This is a genomic window from Streptomyces sp. NBC_00483, assembly GCF_036013745.1.
Classification (GTDB): domain Bacteria; phylum Actinomycetota; class Actinomycetes; order Streptomycetales; family Streptomycetaceae; genus Streptomyces.
The window spans coordinates 7,548,430-7,566,860 of the sequence record NZ_CP107880.1 but is presented as its reverse complement, the minus strand read 5'-3'; the positions used below and the strand labels follow the sequence as shown (position 1 = coordinate 7,566,860).

Genomic DNA, 18,431 nt, shown 5'->3' with positions numbered 1-18,431 from the left:
AGAATGCAGTTCGGCCGCACTTACGAAGAGTTCACCGTCGGGGACGTCTACAAGCACTGGCCCGGAAAAACGGTCACCGAGTACGACGACCATCTCTTCTGTCTCCTGACGATGAACCATCACCCGCTCCACATGGACTCGAACTATGCGGAGAAGACGACGGACTTCGGCAAGAACGTCGTCGTCGGGAACTACATCTACTCGCTCCTCCTCGGGATGTCCGTGCCCGATGTGTCGGGCAAGGCGATCGCCAACCTGGAGATCGAGTCGCTCAAGCACGTGGCGCCGACCTTCCACGGCGACACCATCTACGGCGAGACCACGGTCCTGGACAAGACTCCGTCCAAGTCGAAATCGGACCGCGGCATCGTCTACGTGGAGACCAAGGGCTACAAGCAGGACGGCACGCTCGTCTGCATCTTCCGCCGCAAGGTGATGGTGCCCACCGAGACGTACATCAAGGAACGCGGCGGCGAACAGCCGGGCCGCCCCGAGCTCAAGGAGCAGGAGAAGTAGCCATGGCACGACTCGCCCAGACCGCCGGTCTCACCGACGTACAGCAGGAAATTCTGTCCACCGTCAGGGACTTCGTCGACAAAGAGATCCTCCCGGTCGCGACCGAACTCGAGCACCGCGACGAGTACCCGCAGCAGATCGTCGACGGGCTCAAGGAGTTGGGCCTGTTCGGGCTCATGATCCCCGAGGAGTACGGGGGTCTGGGCGAGTCACTGCTCACATATGCGCTGTGCGTGGAGGAGATAGCGCGCGGCTGGATGTCGGTCTCCGGCATCATCAACACCCACTTCATCGTCGCCTACATGCTCAAGCAGCACGGGACGCAGGAGCAGAAGGACCACTTCCTGCCCCGCATGGCACTCGGCGAGGTGCGCGGCGCATTCTCCATGTCCGAACCGGGACTTGGCTCCGACGTGTCGGCCATCACGTCAAAGGCGGTTAAGGACGGCGACAGTTACCTTCTGAACGGCCAGAAGATGTGGCTGACGAACGGTGGTTCGTCAACGCTTGTGGCGGTTCTCACGCGAAGTGATGAAGGTCACCCGGAGGGCTCCGCGCCGCACAAGTCGATGACGACGTTCCTCGTGGAGAAGGAACCCGGTTTCGGTGAGGTCCGTCCGGGCCTGACCATCCCCGGAAAGATCGACAAGATGGGGTACAAGGGCGTCGACACGACCGAACTCATCATGGATGACCTGCGCATTCCGGCCAATCGCGTATTGGGCGGGGAGACCGGCCGGGGCTTCTATCAAATGATGGACGGCGTGGAAGTCGGGCGCGTGAATGTCGCCGCGCGTGGCTGTGGCGTCGCACAGCGTGCATTTGAACTGGGTGTCGATTACGCGCAGCAAAGGCACACTTTCGGAAAGCCCATCGCGCAGCACCAGGCGATCCAGTTCAAGTTGGCCGAGATGGCCACCAAGGTCGAGGCCGCCCATGCGATGATGGTCAATGCAGCACGCAAAAAGGACTCCGGGGAACGTAACGACCTCGAAGCAGGGATGGCCAAGTACCTGGCCTCCGAATACTGCAAGGAAGTCGTGGAGGACGCGTTCCGGATCCACGGCGGCTACGGCTTCTCCAAGGAGTACGAGATCGAGCGTCTCTACCGCGAGGCACCGATGTTGCTGATCGGCGAAGGTACCGCCGAGATCCAGAAAATGATCATTGGTCGTCGACTCCTCGAGGAGTATCGATCCCAAGGCTGATCCTGGGCAAAATGTCCGTTTACGGGGTGTTTCTTCGCGAAGAAGATCACACCCCGTAGGCGCGCTCCGGGGGATGCCTACCGTCCGATGTGGCTTCCTGGCTTGCCCAGTTGTGGCTCGCAACCGATAGCATCCCCGGAAAAGCCGCCGTCCCCCCGTAAACTGCGCGGCCTCATCCGCTACGAAGGTCATCCATGCCCCACAGCCAAATCTCTGCACCACGCGACGGCGTCCTCAAGGGACGTCTTGCGCGCGGAGCCTCGCCGTGGCTTCTCCCGACCGTCGCCACGGCTGCCCTCAGCCTGGCGCGCTCGCGTCGCTCCAAGAAGGCAGCCGCACTCGCCGTACCGACCACCGCTCTGGCGGCCGGCATGCTGTGGTTCTTCCGCGACCCCGAGCGCGAGATCACCGAGGGCCGGGTCATCTCCCCGGCCGACGGTGTGGTGCAGAGCATCATGCCGTGGAAGGACGGGCGCACCCGCGTCGCGATCTTCATGAGCCCTCTGAACGTGCACGTGAACCGCGCTCCCCTCGCGGGCACCGTGACCTCCGTCGAGCACATCCCCGGCGGCTTCGTCCCGGCGTTCAACAAGGAGAGCGAGAACAACGAGCGCGTCGTCTGGCACTTCGACACCGAGATCGGTGACATCGAGATGATCCAGATCGCCGGCGCCGTCGCCCGCCGCATCGTGCCCTACATCCCCCAGGGCACGAAGGTCGAGCAGGGCGAGCGGATCGGCCTGATCCGCTTCGGTTCGCGTGTCGACATCTACCTTCCCGAGGGCGTCGAGGCCGACGTCGAGGTCGGCCAGAAGACGGTGGCTGGGGTGACCCGAATTGACCGTGACTGACCACGAGACTCCGGCCTGGGCGGACGACGACATGGCGGACGACGCGGAAGAGATGCCGCTGTCGCTTCGCCTGTCGATAGCGGACACCCTGACGCTGGGCAACGCCACGTGCGGCTTCATGGCCGTCTACTTCACGACGACCGGGATCCTGATCCCGCACATCCAGGGCAGCTCGGACTCCGGCATGGCGCGGCACTCCGCCGCGACCGCCGTGATCCTGATGCTCGCCGCCGCGATCTTCGACCTGTTCGACGGTCTGGTGGCGCGCAAGCTGCGGTCCTCGCCGATGGGCGCGGAGCTGGACAACCTGTCGGACCTGATCAGCTTCGGTCTGGCGCCTGCTTACTTTGTGCTGGTTTACGGCATGGTCGCCGATGATGCGCACCAGAGAGTCGCGGCGGTGGGCGCCATCGTGGTGTTGCTGGCGGTGGTGCTGCGGCTTGCGCGGTTCTCGTGCGTGACCGTGAAGGACGGCACGTTCCAGGGGATGCCGTCGCCGTTCGGTGCGCTGACCGTCGTCTCGATCGTGCTGCTCGAGCTGCCCTTCGTGGCGACGCTCCTCGCGATCATCGGTACGGCGTGGCTCATGGTCAGCCGTGTCGAGTACCCGAAGCCGCGGGGGCGGCTCGCGGTGGCGATGCTGGGGTGGATCGTGGCGAGCATGGGGCTCCTCGCGGCCTGGGCGTTCGACGCGCCCGGTGGGCAGCTGCTGCTGGCGACGGGCTGCACGTTGCAGGTCGTGCTCGGCGCCGTGATCCCGCTCTTCGCGACGGCTCGGCGTGTGAATAATTTCCGTGGGAATCGGCGTGAGGCGCGTGCGGCGCAGTTGCCGTAGCCCGGCGGTACGTGTGGGCGGTGGGCCCGAGCCTTTGGCTGGGGCCCACCGCCTTTTTGTGTCACCGGCACCGTGGTTGCGGCCTCGGGGCTCTGCCCCGGACCCCGCGCCTCAATCGCCGGCGGGGCTTGAAATGGTCAGGCCACCTCCTCCAGGAAACCTCCCGACTGGTGCTGCCAGAGCTTGGCGTAGGTGCCGTGGGCTGAGAGGAGGGCGGTGTGGGTGCCCTGTTCCACGATGCGGCCGTGGTCCAGGACGACCAGGTGGTCCATGCCGGCCACCGTGCTCAGGCGGTGGGCCACCACCAGGGCCGTGCGGCCCTCCATGAGGCGCCAGAGGGCCTCCTGGACGAGGAGCTCGCTCTCCGAGTCGAGGGCGCTGGTCGCCTCGTCCAGGAGCAGGATGGGGGCGTCGCGCAGGATCGCCCGGGCCAGGGCCACCCGCTGGCGCTGGCCGCCGGAGAGCTTGATGCCGCGCTCCCCGACCATCGTGTCGAAGCCTTCGGGCAGCGCGTCGGCGAACTCGGTGACGTGTGCCGCCTCCGCCGCCCGACGGACCTCCGCCGCGCTCGCCCCCGGCCGGGCGAAGGCGATGTTCTCGCGCAGGCTGCGGTGGAACATGGCCGGCTCCTGGGGGACGTACGCGATCCGGGACCGCAGGTCGGCCTGGCGCAGCTTGGAGATGTCCTGGCCGTCGATCAGGATCCGGCCGCCGTCGATGTCCATCATCCGCAGCAGCAGCCTGGTCAGCGTCGTCTTGCCGCCGCCCGAGCGGCCGACCAGGCCGAGCCGCGTGCCACCGGGCACGGTCAGGTCGAGCCCGGTGAACAGCGGCTCCGCGCCGGCGTGCGCGTACGCGACCCGCTCGAAGCGGACGGCGGCGGCCGAGGTCTCCTGCGGCTCCTCGGGCTCGGCCGGGTCGAGCACCTTCGGCTTGTCCCGCAGCAGCTCAGTGAACTGGGCCGCCTCTGTCATGGCGCGTTCCAGACGCCGGTAGATCTGGTTGAACTCGAACATGATCCGGGTCGCGTTGGTGAAGTACGTGAACGCGACGACGATCGCCTCGACGCCCTGGCCGCTGCCCGCGAGGGCGACGGCAAGCAGCAGTCCGAGGGCGTTGGTCAGCACGGAGAGCGGGGCGACGAGGGTGTCCACGCGCAGATTGCCGTAGTCCCAGGCCCGCAGGATGTGGCCGCGCGCGTCCGCGACCCGCTCCCGGTGCTCGGCGGCCTCGCGCTCCTCGGCGGCGAAGGCGCGGACCGTCTCCATGTTCATCAGGCTGTCGGCGACGTGCCCCGACATGTGGGTGAACGCCGCCTCGCGCGCGTTGACCAGCTTCTGGCGGCGACGGATCAGCGGCCGCACGCACAGGCCGGTGACCACGATCATCGCCAGGAGCACGACGACGAGCCACGGCTCGTACCGCCACAGCACGACCGATCCGAACACGATCGGTACGAAGCTGGCCATCACGTTGAAGATCAGTACGTCCGCGAACTCCTCGAACCGCGAGGCGAAGCTCAGGACGCGCTTGGTGAGCGAGCCGGCGAAGTTGTCGTGGAAGAACGTGACGTCCTTCGCGTACAGCTCGTCCATGCCGATCACGTACAGGCGCGAGATGGCGCCCGCCTCGAGCCGGTTGATGCAGTGGTATCCGATGCGCCACATCACTTCGGCGGCGAGCAGCACACCGGCGAAGCAGAGGACGTACGGCAGCATCGCGTCGACGGTGCGCTCACCACCGTCGGCGAGGTGGCCGACGAGCTTGGCGACGACGAGCGGCGCGAGGTAGAAGAGGCCGATATTGCCGAGTGCGGGCAGCAGCATCGCGGGGACCGCGAACCGGCGTGCCCTGGCCAGTTCCCGTCCGTAGAAGCGGAGTGCGAGCAGTACCGAGCCGCGACTCGGTGGCACTTCGCGTAATGAGGTCAATCCGATCCCGTCCCTTGGGTGTTGGAGGGGTGTGGGTTCTCGGCCGATGGTGGGGCCGAACATCGGAGTGTCCCGTGACGGGGTGCGGGCGGTCCACGTGTTTTCGGGGCGAGGAGGGGTGTGTCGGCCAGGCCGGGCGCGTTCGGATGCCCCGGCGCGGCCGACACACGCGGACGTCAACTCACCGTCGGCGTATAGCCCTTGGCCTCTGCGGACTCGGACGGCTCACGCACGACCTTCATGCCGCCGACCGCCGACTTGTCGGGCTGCAGGATCACCGATTCGTGGGAGGACGGGGCCTTGGGGTCGCTGAAGTCCTGGGCGACGCCGAAGCCGTTGTCGAAGTCACTGAGGGACAGCAGTGCCTTGTCGACGCCCTCACGTGTGAGGTCCTTGTCCTCGCAGGCCTTCTTCAGGGCCTCGCCGAACACGGCCGCGGCGGTCCAGCCCGCGACGACGCCGTTGTCGAGCGAGTCCTTCGGATACGCCTTCTTGTAGTCGGCGACGAGCTTCTTCGCCTCCGGGGTGTCCGCGCCGATGGGCAGCGAGGGCGAGGCGACCCAGTAGTTCTTCAGCAGCGCCGGGGCGGCCTGCGTGCCGAGCAGCTGCGGCGAGTACGCCGAGTTGTTGCCGATGATCGGCGCGTTCAGCTTCGCCGCCGCCGCGACGCCGACGAGGGAGGCCGCCTGGCGCGGGCCCGCGCTGATCACGACGCCCTTGACGCCGGCCTTCTTCAGGGCGGTGACCTGGGCGGTCATATCGTTGTCGGTCGGCTTGATCTTCTGCTTGACGAGGGTCAGCCCCTCCTTCTTCGCCATGTACTCGGAGCCTTGCAGCGCGTTCTCGCCGTAGTCGCCCTCGAAGTAGACGTGGCCGAGCTTGTCGCCCTTCTTGAGGCCCTTCTCCTTCATCAGGAAGTCGATCGCGTTGATCGTCTCGATGTCGTACGTCGACCCGATGACGCGCACGTACGGGCTGCCGAGCAGATGCGCCGACCAGGCCTGCGGCAGGACGAGGGCCTTGTCCTGGCCGTCGATGCGCTTCTTGACGGCGGCCACGAACGGCGAGCCGAGGAACTGCGGGAAGCCGAGCACGTCGGGTGCCAGCTCCGTGTAGCCGGCGACGGCCTTCTGCGGGTCGTAGCCGTGGTCGCGCACGGTCAGCTTGGCCTTGTAGCCGCAGGCGCCGCCCGCGGCGTTGAACTGCTTCACGTACAGCTGCTGCGCCTGGGTGACGCTCTTGCCGAGCGTCGCGTAGACGCCGGTCATGTCGGTGAGGACGCCGAGGTTGATCGTCTTGCCGGTGATGCCCTTGCCGGTCTTGACGCCGCCCGCGCTCTGCTTGTCGCCGTCCCCGTCGTCCTTGGCCTTGGAGCTGCACGCGGCGGTCAGTGCGAGCAGGGTGGCCACGGCGGTCACCGTGACCATGCGGGTGCGGCCGTTCCTTGGGTTCATGCGTCCTCCTGAGGGTGTTTCCTGGCGCGCGGGGCGGTCAGCCGCACAAGTCCGCCGGGTAGGAAAAGGACCACCGCCACGACGGCGGCGCCGTACAGATAGCGGGACGCCTCGCCCGGTGCCACGCCGCCGGTGCCGGGGGCGGAGACCAGGGGCAGGGCGTCGCTGTACCGGGTGAGCAGTTGCGGCAGGAGCGAGACGAAGGCCGCGCCGATGACGGCGCCCGCCACGGATCCGAGGCCGCCGATGACGATCATGGCGAGGTATTCGAGGGAGAGCGTGATGCCGAAGTAGTCGGGCACGGTGCGCTGGAAGATCAGGGCGAGCAGTACGCCCGCGAGCCCCGCGTACATCGACGAGAGCACGAAGACGAAGCCGCGGTAGCGGGCGACCGGCACGCCGAGCACCCCGGCCGCGATGCGGTGGTCGCGGATCGCGTTCAGTGCCCGTCCCGGCCGTCCACGCAGCACGCCGCGGGCGAAGAGCCCGCAGCCGAGCGTGAGCAGCAGCCCCAGGTACCAGAGCTTCTCGGATGCACCGAACGGCACGCCTGCGACGGCGAGTTCGCTCTCGTCGAAGGTGAGGCCGAACAGGCTCATGGCGGGCACGTCGCGCCCATTCGCGCCGCCGGTCAGGTCCTCGGCGTTGAACAGGACGTGCTGTCCGATGAAGATCAGCGCGAGGGTCGCGATGCCGAGGTACGCGCCCTTGAGGCGGCCCGCGATGGGGCTGAACAGGCCGCCCGCGACGCCCGCGACGAGCACCGCGAGCACGGCGGCGAGCCACGGCGGAAGGCCGAGCCCGTCCAGCGTCTGGCCCCGCTCCCCCGCGAACACGCAGTACCCGTAGGCGCCGACGGCGAGGAAGAAGGCGTGCCCCATGGAGAGTTGCCCGGTCGCGCCGGTCAGCAGGTTGAGGCCGATGGCGCCGATGGCGGCGGCCATGGCGAACAGGCCCGCCTGAAGCCAGAAGCGCTCCACGTAGAACGGCAGGGCGAGCAGCAGCAGGGCGCAGGCCGCGATGACGTACGTACGGCGGCGCGAGAGGCGCCCCCGCAGTGAACTGCCGTACGTGGTGCGGGGCTTGGCCGGTGGGGCATCCGAGGCGAGTACGTCAGACACGGGCCAGCTCCTTCGTCCCGAAGAGCCCCGAGGGCCGCAGCAGCAGGATCACGGTCATCACGAGATAGGGCGCGACGTCGCCGAGGCCGCGGCCCATGAAGGCGAGTTCGCTCTGGTAGCCGGCGGCGAGGGACTCGGTGACGCCGACGATGAGCCCGCCGACGAGCGCGCCGGTGGTGGAGTCGAGTCCGCCGAGGATCGCGGCGGGGAAGGCCTTCAACGCGGCGAGTGACGTGGCCCGTTCGAGGCCCGGCGTCGGGAACACGGTCAGGAACAGCGCGGCGACGGCGGCGAGCCCGCCCGCCACCGCCCACGCGCCGAGCGACACCCGCCCGAGCCGTACGCCCATCAGCGCGGCGGTCTCGCTGCTCTCGGCGGCGGCGCGCATCGCGACGCCCCACGAGGTGTAGCGGAACGTGAGCAGGAAGGTGGTGATGAGCAGGGCCGCCGCGGCGAGCGCCGCGATCCGGGTGTGCGCGATGGAGACCCCGCCGACGGTGAGCACGGCATCGCCCCACGGGTCTCCCATGGCGAGCACGTCCGTGCCGAGGCGGCGGGTGAGTTCGGTGGTCAGGAGGATGTCGACGCCGATGGTGACGATGGCGAGGACGCTGTGGTCGCGCCCCCGGTAGCGCCGCATCACGAAGAACTCGACGGAGGCGCCGACGACGGCCGCGGCCGCGATGCCGACACCGACCGCGGGCCAGAACCCGATGTCGTCGTGGAGCGACGCGATGACGTAGCCGCCCGCGAGCAGCAGCGACGCGTGGGCGAAGTTGACCACCTCGGTGGCCCGGAAGATGACGACGAAGCCGAGGGCGATCAGCGCGTAGACGGAGCCCATCGAGATGCCGTTGATGAGGAGTTCGAGAAACGTCGTGAAATCAGTCATGCGGAGGCCTCCGGCTCTTCGGGGGTGCCCAGGTACGCCTGGACCACCGCCGGGTCGTTCTGCACCCGTTCCGGGGGGCCGCCCGCGATGCGGCGGCCGAAATCGAGGACCGTCACCTCGTCGGCGAGCCGCATGACGACACCCATGTCGTGTTCGACCAGGACGATCGAGATGCCGAGGCTGTCGCGGACGCCCGCGATGACGGCTGCGGTGCGGCGGCGTTCGTCGGCGGTCATGCCGGCGACGGGTTCGTCGAGGAGAAGGATCCTGGGCTCCATGCACAGGGCTCGGGCGAGTTCGGCGAGCTTCTGCGCGCCGTACGGCAACGAGCCGGTGGGTGTGGTGAGTTGGTCGGCGATGCCGACGAACTCGGCGATCTCCGCGACCCGTTCGCGGTGGAGGCGCTCCTCGCGGACCGCCGAAGGCAGCCGCAGGCCGGCCGCGACGAAGCCCGCGCGGGTCAGCCTGTGCCGGCCGAGCAGCAGGCTGTCGGCGACGGTGGTGTGCGGCGGCAGGGCGAGGTTCTGGAAGGTGCGGGCGACGCCGAGTTCGGCGATGCGGTGCGGGGGCAGGCCGGTCAGTTCGCGCTCGCCGAGGTGGACGGTGCCGGAGGTGGCCCGGTAGACGCCGGAGAGGACGTTGAAGGTGGTGGACTTGCCCGCTCCGTTCGGGCCGATGACGGCGTGCACCGTGCCCGGATCGACGGTCATGCCGATGGCGTCGAGGGCGGTGAGACCCGCGAAGCGCACGGTCAAGTCCCTTACGTACAGCGGCGGTACGTCCGCGTGCGGCGGCGGTACGTCCACGTGCGAGGTCGCCACGTTCGTCATCGCGCGCCTCCCCAACGGCTGAGCGTCGGCGTGTGCGCGGACCCGCCGGTCGCGGCCGCGGCGTCCGACGCGGCCGTCTCGTCGACCACGCCCAGATAGCGGCGGCGCACCTCGTCGGATCCTGCGAGTTCGTCGGCGCGGCCGTGCAGGGTGATCTCGCCGACCTCCAGGACGTACGCGTGCGAGGCGAGCCGCAGCGCGAGCGCCGCGTTCTGTTCGACGAGGAGTACGGAGACCTGGCGGTCGCCCTGGGCGTTGATCTCGCGGATCGTCTCGGCGATCCGGGCGGCCATCAACGGGGCGAGCCCCAGCGACGGTTCGTCCAGGAGCAGCAGCTTCGGCGCGGCCATCAGGGCGCGGCCCACGGCCAGCATCTGCTGCTCGCCGCCGGACAGCAGCCCCGCCCGCTGCTGCGCCCGGTCGGCGAGTACGGGGAAGAGTTCGTGCACGCGCCGCAGCGCCGCCGCCTTGGCGGCCCGCGAACCGTGCGATCCGAGCGCCCCGGCCCGCAGATTGTCCGCGACGGTCATCCGCGCGAACACCCGCCGCCCCTCAGGGACTTGGCAGACCCCGGCGGCCACCACACGGTCGGCGGACATGCCACCGATCCGCCGGCCGCCGAAGTCCACCGTGCCGGACGTCACCGCCCCGCCGTGGAAGCCGAGGGTGCGCGAGACGGCGCGCAGCAGCGTCGTCTTGCCCGCTCCGTTGCCGCCGAGCACGGCGACGACGGACCCCGAAGGTACCTCCAACGTCACTCCGCGCAGGGCGCGTACGGGCCCGTAGCCGACGGATACGTCGTCGACGAGGAGCCCTGGTTCTCTTGCATCGCTCACATCGGTCACTGTGTGCGTCCCTCCCTGGACCGGTGGCGCTCACGACAGCACCGTGCGGACGGCCCGTCCACGGGCGACCCGCGAATCGCTGCGCGGGACCAGCCCCTGACCGCCCCGGTTGTGCCCGCGCACAAGACCGCGTGTCAGGGGCCTGCCGGGGACGGGCGGCGGGTGGCATCCTCCGCACAAGCGGGTGAGTCCTTTGCCGTCGCTTTAACGACTCGTACGGCTCGTTGGGGAGGGGCGATGGGAACACGCAAACACCGCACGGGCCAGGACTGGCAGCTGCTGAAGGAGGCCTGCGGCACGCTCCTCGACCGGGTGCCGGAACTCGTCGACGAGCATCTGCGGCAGCTCTTCGCGCACTCGGACGTCTACGCGCGCGTGCTGCCGTACGACGCCCAGTGGCGGGAGGCCGAGCAGGCGATGCGCATCGGCGTCGAGACGATCTCGGCGCCACGCGACTCGCCGCGCAAGGACCTGGAGTACGCGGAGGACGCGGGCCGGCGCCGGGCGGGTCAGGGGCTGCCGCTCGACCTCCTGATCCACGCCTACCGCAACGCGGGCTATCTCGTCTGGGACGCCCTGATGGAGAGCGCGGGCGGCGAACCGGCCCGGCTGAAGGCGCTGATGCGTTCCGCGACGATGGTGTGGGCGGCGGTGGACGCGCAGGCCGAGGCGGCCTCAGAGGCGTACCGGGCAACGGAGTTGGAGCTGCGCCGCCGTACCGACGAGCAGACCCAGGCGCTGCTCGACGCGCTCCTGGACGGCCGCCCCGCGCCGGGCCTCGCGGCGCGCGCGGCAGCGGGCCTCGACCTGCCCGAGCACGGCCCGTACGCGGTCGTCGTGCTCCGGGTGGAGCGGCAGGGCGGGCGCGAGGCGTTCCACCGGCGGATCCAGGACCCGCGGTTCCGGTTCGTATGGCGGATGCGGGCGGACTGCGAGGTGGGGGTGGCGGCGCTCGGGGCGGGCCGCACGCTGGACGACCTGGCGGCGCTGCTCGACGGCCGCTGCCCGGGCCCCGGCGGGGTCAGCCCCGTCGTCAAGGGGCTCGCCGAGCTCGGCCACGCCCGCCGCCTCGCCGAACTCGCGTTGCGCACCTGCCCGCCGGACACCACGGGGGTGGTCCGCCTGGACGAGCGGATGCCGACGGCACTGGTGGTGAGCCAGCCGGACCTGGCGCAGCGCCTGGTGTCGGGCGTCTTCGGCGAGCTCCTCGCGCTCGAACCGGCCGACCGGGCGGTCCTGTTGGAGACGCTGGACGCGTGGCTGGCGTGCGAGGGGTCGGCGGGACGGGCGGCGGGCCGCCTGTACTGCCACCGCAACACGGTCTTCAACCGGCTGCGCAGGCTGGAGCAGTTGACGTCGCGTTCGCTGTCGCGGCCACGGGATCTGATGGAGATGACGTTGGCGCTGGACGCGTACCGGTTGTCACCGGGGTGAGCGGGGATCGGGTTCGGGACGCCGGAACAGCGCGGTGAGAAGGAAGGGCACTCCGTACGTCGCCGATCCCTCGCCCTGCGCGGCCATGGGCCGGATCTCGACCTCCTCCAACTCGCCGAAGATGTGGCGCAGTTCATCGGTGGCGAAGGCGATACCGCCTTCAAGGTCGCCGCTCCGGTACAGCTCCTCGTCGGACGCTTCGGAGCCCATCGCTCCCGCGGCGAAACAGACGAGTCCGAAGTAGCCGCCGGGCGCGAGTACGCGGTCGAGCAGGGCGAGATAGCTGATGCGGCGGTGCGGCGGGAGGTGGTGCAGACACCCGGAGTCGTACACCACGTCGTACGTGTCGTACGGGAGTTGGACGTCGAAGATGTCCCCCTGGTGGAACCGTACGTCCGCGTCTGCGGCCGCGGCCCGCTCCTTGCCCCAGGCCACAGCGGTGGCCGACAGGTCGACGGCGTCCACGTCGAAGCCGCGGGCGGCGAAGTGCAGGGTGTTGCGGCCTGGCCCGCACCCGAGGTCCAGCGCGCGGCCCTCCGGGCGGATCGGCCCCTTGTCGAGGTGGGCGACGAGATTCTCGTCGGCCTTCTCGACGAAGAACGGAACGTCCCGCTCCCGGTCGCCATAGAACCGATCCCACCAGTCGGCTCCGCCGGTACTCGGGAAGGCCCGGTCGAGCATCTCCAGGACGTCATCCGTGGTGCGCATGTATCGCTTCAACAAGTCTCCCTCACCGGCGAGTTGACACGCCCCAGGCTACCCGGGGGCCCGCATTCTGGCAGGTGAGCGGCTTGGGAGGCGGTGTCGCGCGCGGCCCGGAACGGGCACGAGACCTTGTGCGGCCCCGGCGGCGGCCCTGCCACCCACGACCTGCCGGAACCGGCCTGCACGGGGGCACCGAGGGTCGGGGCGGGGCGATTCCGGCGGGAGCACGAGGGGGCAATTCTGCGGTCACCCGGAAGCGGAGAGCTGTTCGCGCACCCACTCGGGGTCCGGGTTGGTGTGGGGCCGGCCCGCCACGACGACGGTCGGCACGGTCTCGTTGCCGCCGTTGGCGACCCTCACCGCGGCGGCTCCTGCCGGGTCGTGCCAGATGTTGACCCAGTGCAGCCGGCGGGCGCTGCGGCCGAGCCGGAGGCGCAGCCGTATGCAGAACTTGCAGCCCGGACGCCAGAAGACAACCGGCCGGCCGTCGGCCGCGCTGCGACGCTGCGCCTCCTGCGCGCCGATCGACCTCGGGAAGATCACGGGCGAGTTCACGGCGGCGAGCACGAGAAACGCCAGCAGGAGTGCCGTGGCCATGGCGGGACTGCCGTTGAGGAACTGCCCGGTCGCGAGGGCCGAGCCACTGAGCACAAACACCATCGGCAGGATCCATGCGCGCATCATGGTGACGCAGGCTATCGGCACGGGCAGGATGTGGCCGCCCCGCCTTGGGCAACATGCAGGATGTGGCCGCCCCGCCTTGGGCAATCTGCCGCCAAGGGCGGCAGGGTGGGCAAGGCGGCCCCCGGTACCGCGCAACCAGGACCAGGGGCCCCGGCCACGGTTGGGCAACCGTCACGGTGCCGCGCGACGGAAACGCAGGGCCCGCCCACGGCACCCCGCCGCAGCGCAACACCGACGAAGCCGCCGCCACGGCCCCCGCCCCGCCTCAGCGCAAGAAGTCCTCCGCGATGGACGCGGCGACGTCCTCCAGGATCGGCCCCGCCTCGGCGATGCAGCGGGCCACATCCGGCTCCACGTCCGTGAGTGCGTACGCCCGGCGGATCCCGGCCCGCCCCAATACCTCCGGCGCCAGCGCAAGCCGCCCGCACACGGCGACGACCTCGACGCCCGCCGCGCGCGCCGCCGACGCGACACCCGCCGGCGCCTTCCCGTGCAGCGTCTGCTCGTCCAGCGAGCCCTCGCCGGTGATCACGAGCTCGGCCCGCTCCAGCGCGGGCGCGAATCCGAGAACGTCGAGCATGACCTCGATACCGGGCCGGAAGCTCGCCCCGAGCCCGACCAGCGCCCCGAACCCGATGCCACCCGCGGCACCGGCCCCCGGCGACTCCGCGTACTCGAGCGCCTTCGGCCCCACCGACTCGGAGAGCACCTTCGCGTAGTGGGCCAGCGCCGCGTCCAGCTCGGCGACGTCCTGCGGAGTGGCGCCCTTCTGCGGGCCGTAGATCGCGGGCGCGCCCTTCGGCCCGGTCAGCGGATTGTCGACGTCGCTCGCCAGGACGAGTTCGACATCGGCAAGCCGCGCGTCGAGCCCGGACAGATCGGCCGAGGCCAGGCCCGCGAGCGCGCCACCGCCCGGCCCGACCGGCGCGCCCTCCGCGTCCAGCAGCCGCGCGCCGAGCGCCACGAGCATGCCCGCGCCGCCGTCCGTCGTGGCGCTGCCGCCCACACCGAACACGATCGAGCGTGCCCCGGCGTCGAGCGCCGCGGTGATCACCTCACCGGACCCGTACGTCGTCGCCGTGAGCGGCGCGAACTCGCCCTCGGGCAGCAGCTGGAGGCCTGACGCCTCCGCCATCTCCACGACGGCCGTGCCCTCGCGCAGCGCGTACGCGGCGACGACCGGCTCGCCGAGGGGCCCGGTCACCCGGACCTCGCGGCGCTCGAACCCGGCCGCGACCGCGGCCGCCACCGTCCCGTCGCCACCGTCCGCGACCGGCACGGACTCCACCGTGACCTCGGGCGCGACCCGGTGCAGACCCGCCGTCACACGCTGTGCGACCTGCACCGCGGTGAGCGAGCCCTTGAACTTGTCCGCCGCGATCAACACGTGCCGCGCAGCCCCTGCAGCGTCCGCCACCTTGCTCTCCCCTTGCTGTTGCGCCTTGCTCGAGGCAAGGCAGTCGCGCCGCTGCGACCTTAACCGCAGGAGGGGTCCGCTGCCCATGGTCGTCCGGTCCGCGGACCGGCGATCGCCGCCGGAATACGCGTACAAAGAGCCGCAAACCAACGCGACCGTTGATCTTCAAAAGCGGGTACACCGGACTCATGACGCCAACGAGCCCCCGGCTCACCGACCTCACCGAACGCGCCCTCGCCGACCGTGTGCTCGGCGGCTGGCTCGGCCGGATCGCCGGCAACATGCTCGGCAAGCCGGTCGAGCAGGGCGAGGTGTGGACGCGCGAGCGCATCGACCGCTATCTGCGGCAGGCCGAGGCCCTGCCCCTGACCGACTATCTGCCGGAGCCCCCGTCGGACGAGGTGGCGCTGGCGCTGCGCCCCGAGTGGCGCCAGTGCGTGCGCGGCCGCATCCACGGCAGCTGCCGCGACGACGACGTGGACTACGCGGTGCTCGGCCTGCACCTCCTGGAGACCCACGGTTTCGCGTTCACGACGGAGCAGGTCGGCGAGCTGTGGCTGCTTCGCCTCCCCTACCTCCAGACGTTCACGGCGGAGCGCGCGGCGTACCGGAATCTCGCGAACGGGCTGAAGCCCCCGCTCACGGCGACGTTCGACAACCCCCACCAGGAGTGGATCGGCGCCCTGATCCGCGCGGACGTCTTCGCCTGGACCAACCCGGGCGCCCCGCGCCGCGCCGCCTCCCTGGCCCGCCGCGACGCGGTCCTCTCGCACACCGGCAACGGCGTCTACGGAGCGATGTGGGCCGCCGCCCTGATCTCCGCCGCCTTCACCGCGCCGACCCCGCGCGCCGCCCTCGACGCCGCGCTCTGCGTGATCCCCGCGAGCAGCCGCCTGGCCCGCGTCGTACGCCGCACGGCCTCCCTGCACGACTCGCGGCTGACATGGGAGGAGACGCTCGCCACGGTCGCCGAGGAGACGGCGGGCCTCGGCTGGATCCACACGGTCCCGAACGCCGCGGTGCTCACCGCCGGGCTGCTGTACGGCGACGGGGACTTCACCCGCACCGTGGCCCTGACGGTCCGCGGCGGCCTCGACACGGACTCCAACGGTGCGACGGCCGGCTCGTTCGCGGGCGTGCTGTGCGGCGCCGCCGCGATCCCCGCGCAGTGGACCGAGCCCCTGGAGGACCGGGTCCGCAGCGCGGTGTTCGGCTTCGACGGCGTACGTATCAGTGAACTGGCGGCGCGTACCGTGGAGTTGTTGGCCGGGGCCCAGGACCCGTCGTAAGCCGTGCCCCCCGGGCGCGACATTTTTACAAGACCGGGAGCCCGCCGCCCGTGCACCCTCGCCGTATGACTACGTACGACGTTGAACTCTCGCACGGGATGCACGTGGTCCACGACGGCCCGCCACAGGCGCCGCCCCTCCTGCTCATCCACGGATCGGGGGCCGCGGGCGGCTGCTGGATCCCGATGGTCCCGGCCCTCGCGGAACACCATCACGTCATCCGGGTCGACCTGCCCGGCTGCGGCCACTCCCCGCCCGCCCCGACCTACGAAGTACCGGCGCAGGCCGCCGCGTTGGCCGAGCTGCTCGACGATCTCGGGCTGCGGGACGTCGCCGTGGCCGGGCACTCCAGCGGGGGCTACATCGCCACCGCACTCGCCGAACAGCGCCCCGACCTGGTGCGCTCGCTCACGCTGATCAGCTCGGGCCCGCGCATGGACGCGCTCCTCCCGCAGCCGTTCATCCTGCGCTTCCTGACGGGCCCGCCGCTCGGCCGGCTCATCTGGTCGATGCGCTCGGACGCCTGGGTCCGCGCGGGCATCAGGTCGACGGCCGCCCGCCCCGTGGACGTTCCGGAGGAGCTGATCGCAGGCGTGCAGGGCATCCCGTACGGCGCGTTCCGGGCGGTCCTGCGCGAGAACGGCGCGTACATCACCGAGCGCACGGTGCCCGAGCGGCTCGCCCCGCTCGGCATCCCGGTGTTGGTCATCTTCGGTGCCGCCGACCCCCGTTGGGACCCGGCGTCGGCGCAGAGCTACGCGACGGTGCCGAACGCGCGCGTGGAGATGCTGCCCGGCGTCGGGCACCTCCCCCTCCTCGAAGCCCCGGAGGCGACCGGCGAACTGTTGCTGGACTTCGTCGCGACGGCACGCCAACCACGGTCCTAGACTGGCCACATGCCGCCGATCGAGACAATCGGGACAACCATCGGGGCAGCCATCGGGGCCCCACCCGACTGGGACGCGATGGACATCTCGGTCCCGCCCCCGGCGCTCCGGCTGCCGGGGATCAGCATGGCCGGGTTCAGTCAGCGCGTCCCCGGCACCCCCGCCCCCATGAACATCAGCATGGTCGCGCACCCGTCCGTCACCCTGCTCATCGACCTGAGCGACGAGGACGACATCGTCTACGACAGCCAGGGCAGGACCGGACGCGGCAGCGCCGTCATCGGGCTGCTCCCCGGCGAGCTCCGGACCTCGGGACGGGTGGGCACATGTCTCCAGATACGTCTCCAACCGGCCCTGGCGACCGCGGTGTTCGGCGCGTCGGCCGACCTCAGCGGGACCGTGGTGTCCCTCGCCGATACCTGGGGGCACTCTGCGGACGGGTTCGAGGGCAGACTGCGCGCCGCCGGTTCCTGGCACGAGCGGTTCGCGATCGCGACAGAGGTCATCGGCCGCCGCCTCGACACCTCCCCACGGGTCGATCCCGAGGTCGCCCACATCTGGCGGCGGACGCTGGCCCGCCGGGGGCGGGTGCGGGTCGAAGGCCTTGCGGACGAGGTCGGCTGGAGCCGGGGCAGGCTGTGCGCCCGCTTCCGGTCCCAACTGGGCATCACCCCCAAGCGCGCCGCCCGCCTCGTACGGTTCGACCACGCCGCCCATCTGCTGGCTGCGGGGCGCCCGGCCGCCGACGTCGCCACCGCCTGCGGCTACGTCGACCAGCCCCATCTGCACCGCGACGTACGGGAGTTCACCGGCCTCACCCCCACCGTCGTGGCCCGCGCACCGTGGCTCGCGATCGACGACGTGGCATGGCCGGACACCTGGCCCGCCACGACCTGAAACCGCACCGAATCCCACGCCTGGCCCCGCACCGAAACCCGCACCGAAACCCGCCCCCGAACCCGCACAGATGGCGCTATTAGGGTGGCCCGATGACCACCCTTGACTACGCCACGTACATCGCAGGCCTCCCCCGCGTCCTGGTCGGCGCCGCCGCACTGTTCCGGGACGCGGAGGGGCGGGTGCTGCTCGTCGAGCCCAATTACCGGGAGGGCTGGGCGCTGCCCGGCGGCACCGTGGAGTCGGACGACGGGGAGTCGCCGCGGCAGGGCGCGCGCCGCGAGACGCTGGAGGAGATCGGGCTCGACGTACCCGTGGGGCGACTCCTTGCCGTGGACTGGGTGCCGGGGACGGGGCGGCCGCCGCTCGTGGCGTACCTCTACGACGGCGGGGTCCTGACCGAGGCGCAGCAGAAGGCCATCCGGCTGCAGGAGGAGGAGCTGCTGTCGTGGCGGTTCGTGGAGCGCGCCGAGCTCGGCGCGTACCTGCTCGGGTCGCTGGGCCGGCGGGTGAGCGCCGCCCTCGACGTGCTGGACAGCGGATCGGGCACGGTCGAGCTGGAGAACGGCGAGCCGGTCACCGGCTGAGCCCGGCGCGCAGGCCACCCGCCGTCTACGCGCGTTGACAACTCGTGT

18 protein-coding genes are annotated in these 18,431 nt (G+C 70.6%); 9 read left to right on the top strand and 9 right to left on the bottom strand.

Going from position 1 to position 18,431, the window contains the following annotated elements; genetic code table 11:
* The first annotated feature begins 3 nt into the window (after positions 1 to 3).
* From OHA73_RS33885 to pssA, 4 genes are all read left to right on the top strand, one after another.
* Positions 4 to 516 carry a MaoC family dehydratase gene (locus tag OHA73_RS33885; RefSeq protein ID WP_267068642.1) on the top strand — a complete coding sequence of 171 codons (513 nt, stop codon included), beginning with the start codon at positions 4 to 6 and terminating at the stop codon, positions 514 to 516.
* A gap of 2 nt (positions 517 to 518) precedes the next feature.
* Positions 519 to 1,724: an acyl-CoA dehydrogenase family protein gene (locus OHA73_RS33880; protein WP_267068643.1), complete on the top strand. Its 1,206-nt coding sequence runs from the start codon at positions 519 to 521 to the stop codon at positions 1,722 to 1,724.
* 194 nt (positions 1,725 to 1,918) lie between these two features.
* A complete protein-coding gene (locus OHA73_RS33875; RefSeq protein WP_266715412.1) occupies positions 1,919 to 2,575 on the top strand; it encodes a phosphatidylserine decarboxylase in 657 nt (218 codons plus the stop codon).
* A gap of 31 nt (positions 2,576 to 2,606) precedes the next feature.
* The gene (gene pssA, locus OHA73_RS33870; protein WP_266715411.1) at positions 2,607 to 3,410 is read left to right on the top strand and encodes a CDP-diacylglycerol--serine O-phosphatidyltransferase; all 804 of its coding nucleotides are present in this window, start codon (positions 2,607 to 2,609) and stop codon (positions 3,408 to 3,410) included.
* 137 nt (positions 3,411 to 3,547) lie between these two features.
* Here the strand turns inward: pssA and OHA73_RS33865 are convergent, their stop codons facing one another.
* From OHA73_RS33865 to OHA73_RS33840, 6 genes are all read right to left on the bottom strand, one after another.
* Positions 3,548 to 5,404: an ABC transporter ATP-binding protein gene (locus OHA73_RS33865; protein WP_327656939.1), complete on the bottom strand. Its 1,857-nt coding sequence runs from the start codon at positions 5,402 to 5,404 to the stop codon at positions 3,548 to 3,550.
* A gap of 113 nt (positions 5,405 to 5,517) precedes the next feature.
* Positions 5,518 to 6,795, bottom strand: coding sequence for an ABC transporter substrate-binding protein (locus tag OHA73_RS33860; RefSeq protein ID WP_267068645.1), 1,278 nt, complete (start codon positions 6,793 to 6,795; stop codon positions 5,518 to 5,520).
* Positions 6,792 to 7,916 (bottom strand): branched-chain amino acid ABC transporter permease, encoded by a 1,125-nt coding sequence (locus tag OHA73_RS33855; protein WP_443063153.1) that lies wholly within the window; start codon positions 7,914 to 7,916, stop codon positions 6,792 to 6,794. Before OHA73_RS33855 ends, OHA73_RS33860 begins: the two co-directional genes overlap by 4 nt.
* A complete protein-coding gene (locus OHA73_RS33850; protein WP_266715408.1) occupies positions 7,909 to 8,808 on the bottom strand; it encodes a branched-chain amino acid ABC transporter permease in 900 nt (299 codons plus the stop codon). Before OHA73_RS33850 ends, OHA73_RS33855 begins: the two co-directional genes overlap by 8 nt.
* A complete protein-coding gene (locus OHA73_RS33845) occupies positions 8,805 to 9,638 on the bottom strand; it encodes an ABC transporter ATP-binding protein (RefSeq protein WP_327656938.1) in 834 nt (277 codons plus the stop codon). Before OHA73_RS33845 ends, OHA73_RS33850 begins: the two co-directional genes overlap by 4 nt.
* The gene (locus tag OHA73_RS33840) at positions 9,635 to 10,474 is read right to left on the bottom strand and encodes an ABC transporter ATP-binding protein (RefSeq protein WP_327656937.1); all 840 of its coding nucleotides are present in this window, start codon (positions 10,472 to 10,474) and stop codon (positions 9,635 to 9,637) included. The genes OHA73_RS33845 and OHA73_RS33840 overlap by 4 nt, the downstream gene beginning before the upstream one ends.
* Before the next feature lie 246 nt (positions 10,475 to 10,720).
* On the opposite strand from OHA73_RS33840, the gene OHA73_RS33835 reads away from it, so the two are divergent.
* Entirely contained in the window at positions 10,721 to 11,917 is a 1,197-nt protein-coding gene (locus tag OHA73_RS33835; protein WP_266715405.1) for a helix-turn-helix domain-containing protein, read from the top strand.
* Here OHA73_RS33835 and OHA73_RS33830 read toward each other — a convergent pair.
* The 3 genes from OHA73_RS33830 to OHA73_RS33820 form a co-directional block, all read right to left on the bottom strand.
* Positions 11,906 to 12,637 (bottom strand): class I SAM-dependent methyltransferase, encoded by a 732-nt coding sequence (locus tag OHA73_RS33830; RefSeq protein WP_327656936.1) that lies wholly within the window; start codon positions 12,635 to 12,637, stop codon positions 11,906 to 11,908. The two genes, OHA73_RS33835 and OHA73_RS33830, sit on opposite strands and share 12 nt — an antisense overlap.
* A gap of 231 nt (positions 12,638 to 12,868) precedes the next feature.
* Positions 12,869 to 13,306 carry a glutaredoxin domain-containing protein gene (locus tag OHA73_RS33825; protein WP_266715403.1) on the bottom strand — a complete coding sequence of 146 codons (438 nt, stop codon included), beginning with the start codon at positions 13,304 to 13,306 and terminating at the stop codon, positions 12,869 to 12,871.
* Positions 13,307 to 13,571: 265 nt separating this feature from the next.
* The gene (locus tag OHA73_RS33820; RefSeq protein ID WP_267068649.1) at positions 13,572 to 14,723 is read right to left on the bottom strand and encodes a glycerate kinase; all 1,152 of its coding nucleotides are present in this window, start codon (positions 14,721 to 14,723) and stop codon (positions 13,572 to 13,574) included.
* A gap of 188 nt (positions 14,724 to 14,911) precedes the next feature.
* On the opposite strand from OHA73_RS33820, the gene OHA73_RS33815 reads away from it, so the two are divergent.
* The 4 genes from OHA73_RS33815 to OHA73_RS33800 all read left to right on the top strand — a co-directional run bounded on the left by OHA73_RS33815 (position 14,912) and on the right by OHA73_RS33800 (position 18,383).
* Complete coding sequence (locus tag OHA73_RS33815) at positions 14,912 to 16,012, top strand: ADP-ribosylglycohydrolase family protein (RefSeq protein ID WP_267068650.1); 1,101 nt, start codon at positions 14,912 to 14,914, stop codon at positions 16,010 to 16,012.
* Positions 16,013 to 16,077: 65 nt separating this feature from the next.
* Complete coding sequence (locus OHA73_RS33810) at positions 16,078 to 16,899, top strand: alpha/beta fold hydrolase (RefSeq protein WP_266715400.1); 822 nt, start codon at positions 16,078 to 16,080, stop codon at positions 16,897 to 16,899.
* 9 nt (positions 16,900 to 16,908) lie between these two features.
* Positions 16,909 to 17,796 (top strand): helix-turn-helix domain-containing protein, encoded by an 888-nt coding sequence (locus OHA73_RS33805; RefSeq protein ID WP_443063152.1) that lies wholly within the window; start codon positions 16,909 to 16,911, stop codon positions 17,794 to 17,796.
* 92 nt (positions 17,797 to 17,888) lie between these two features.
* Positions 17,889 to 18,383, top strand: a complete 495-nt coding sequence (locus tag OHA73_RS33800; protein ID WP_266715399.1) for an NUDIX domain-containing protein — start codon at positions 17,889 to 17,891, stop codon at positions 18,381 to 18,383.
* Positions 18,384 to 18,431 lie beyond the last annotated feature (48 nt).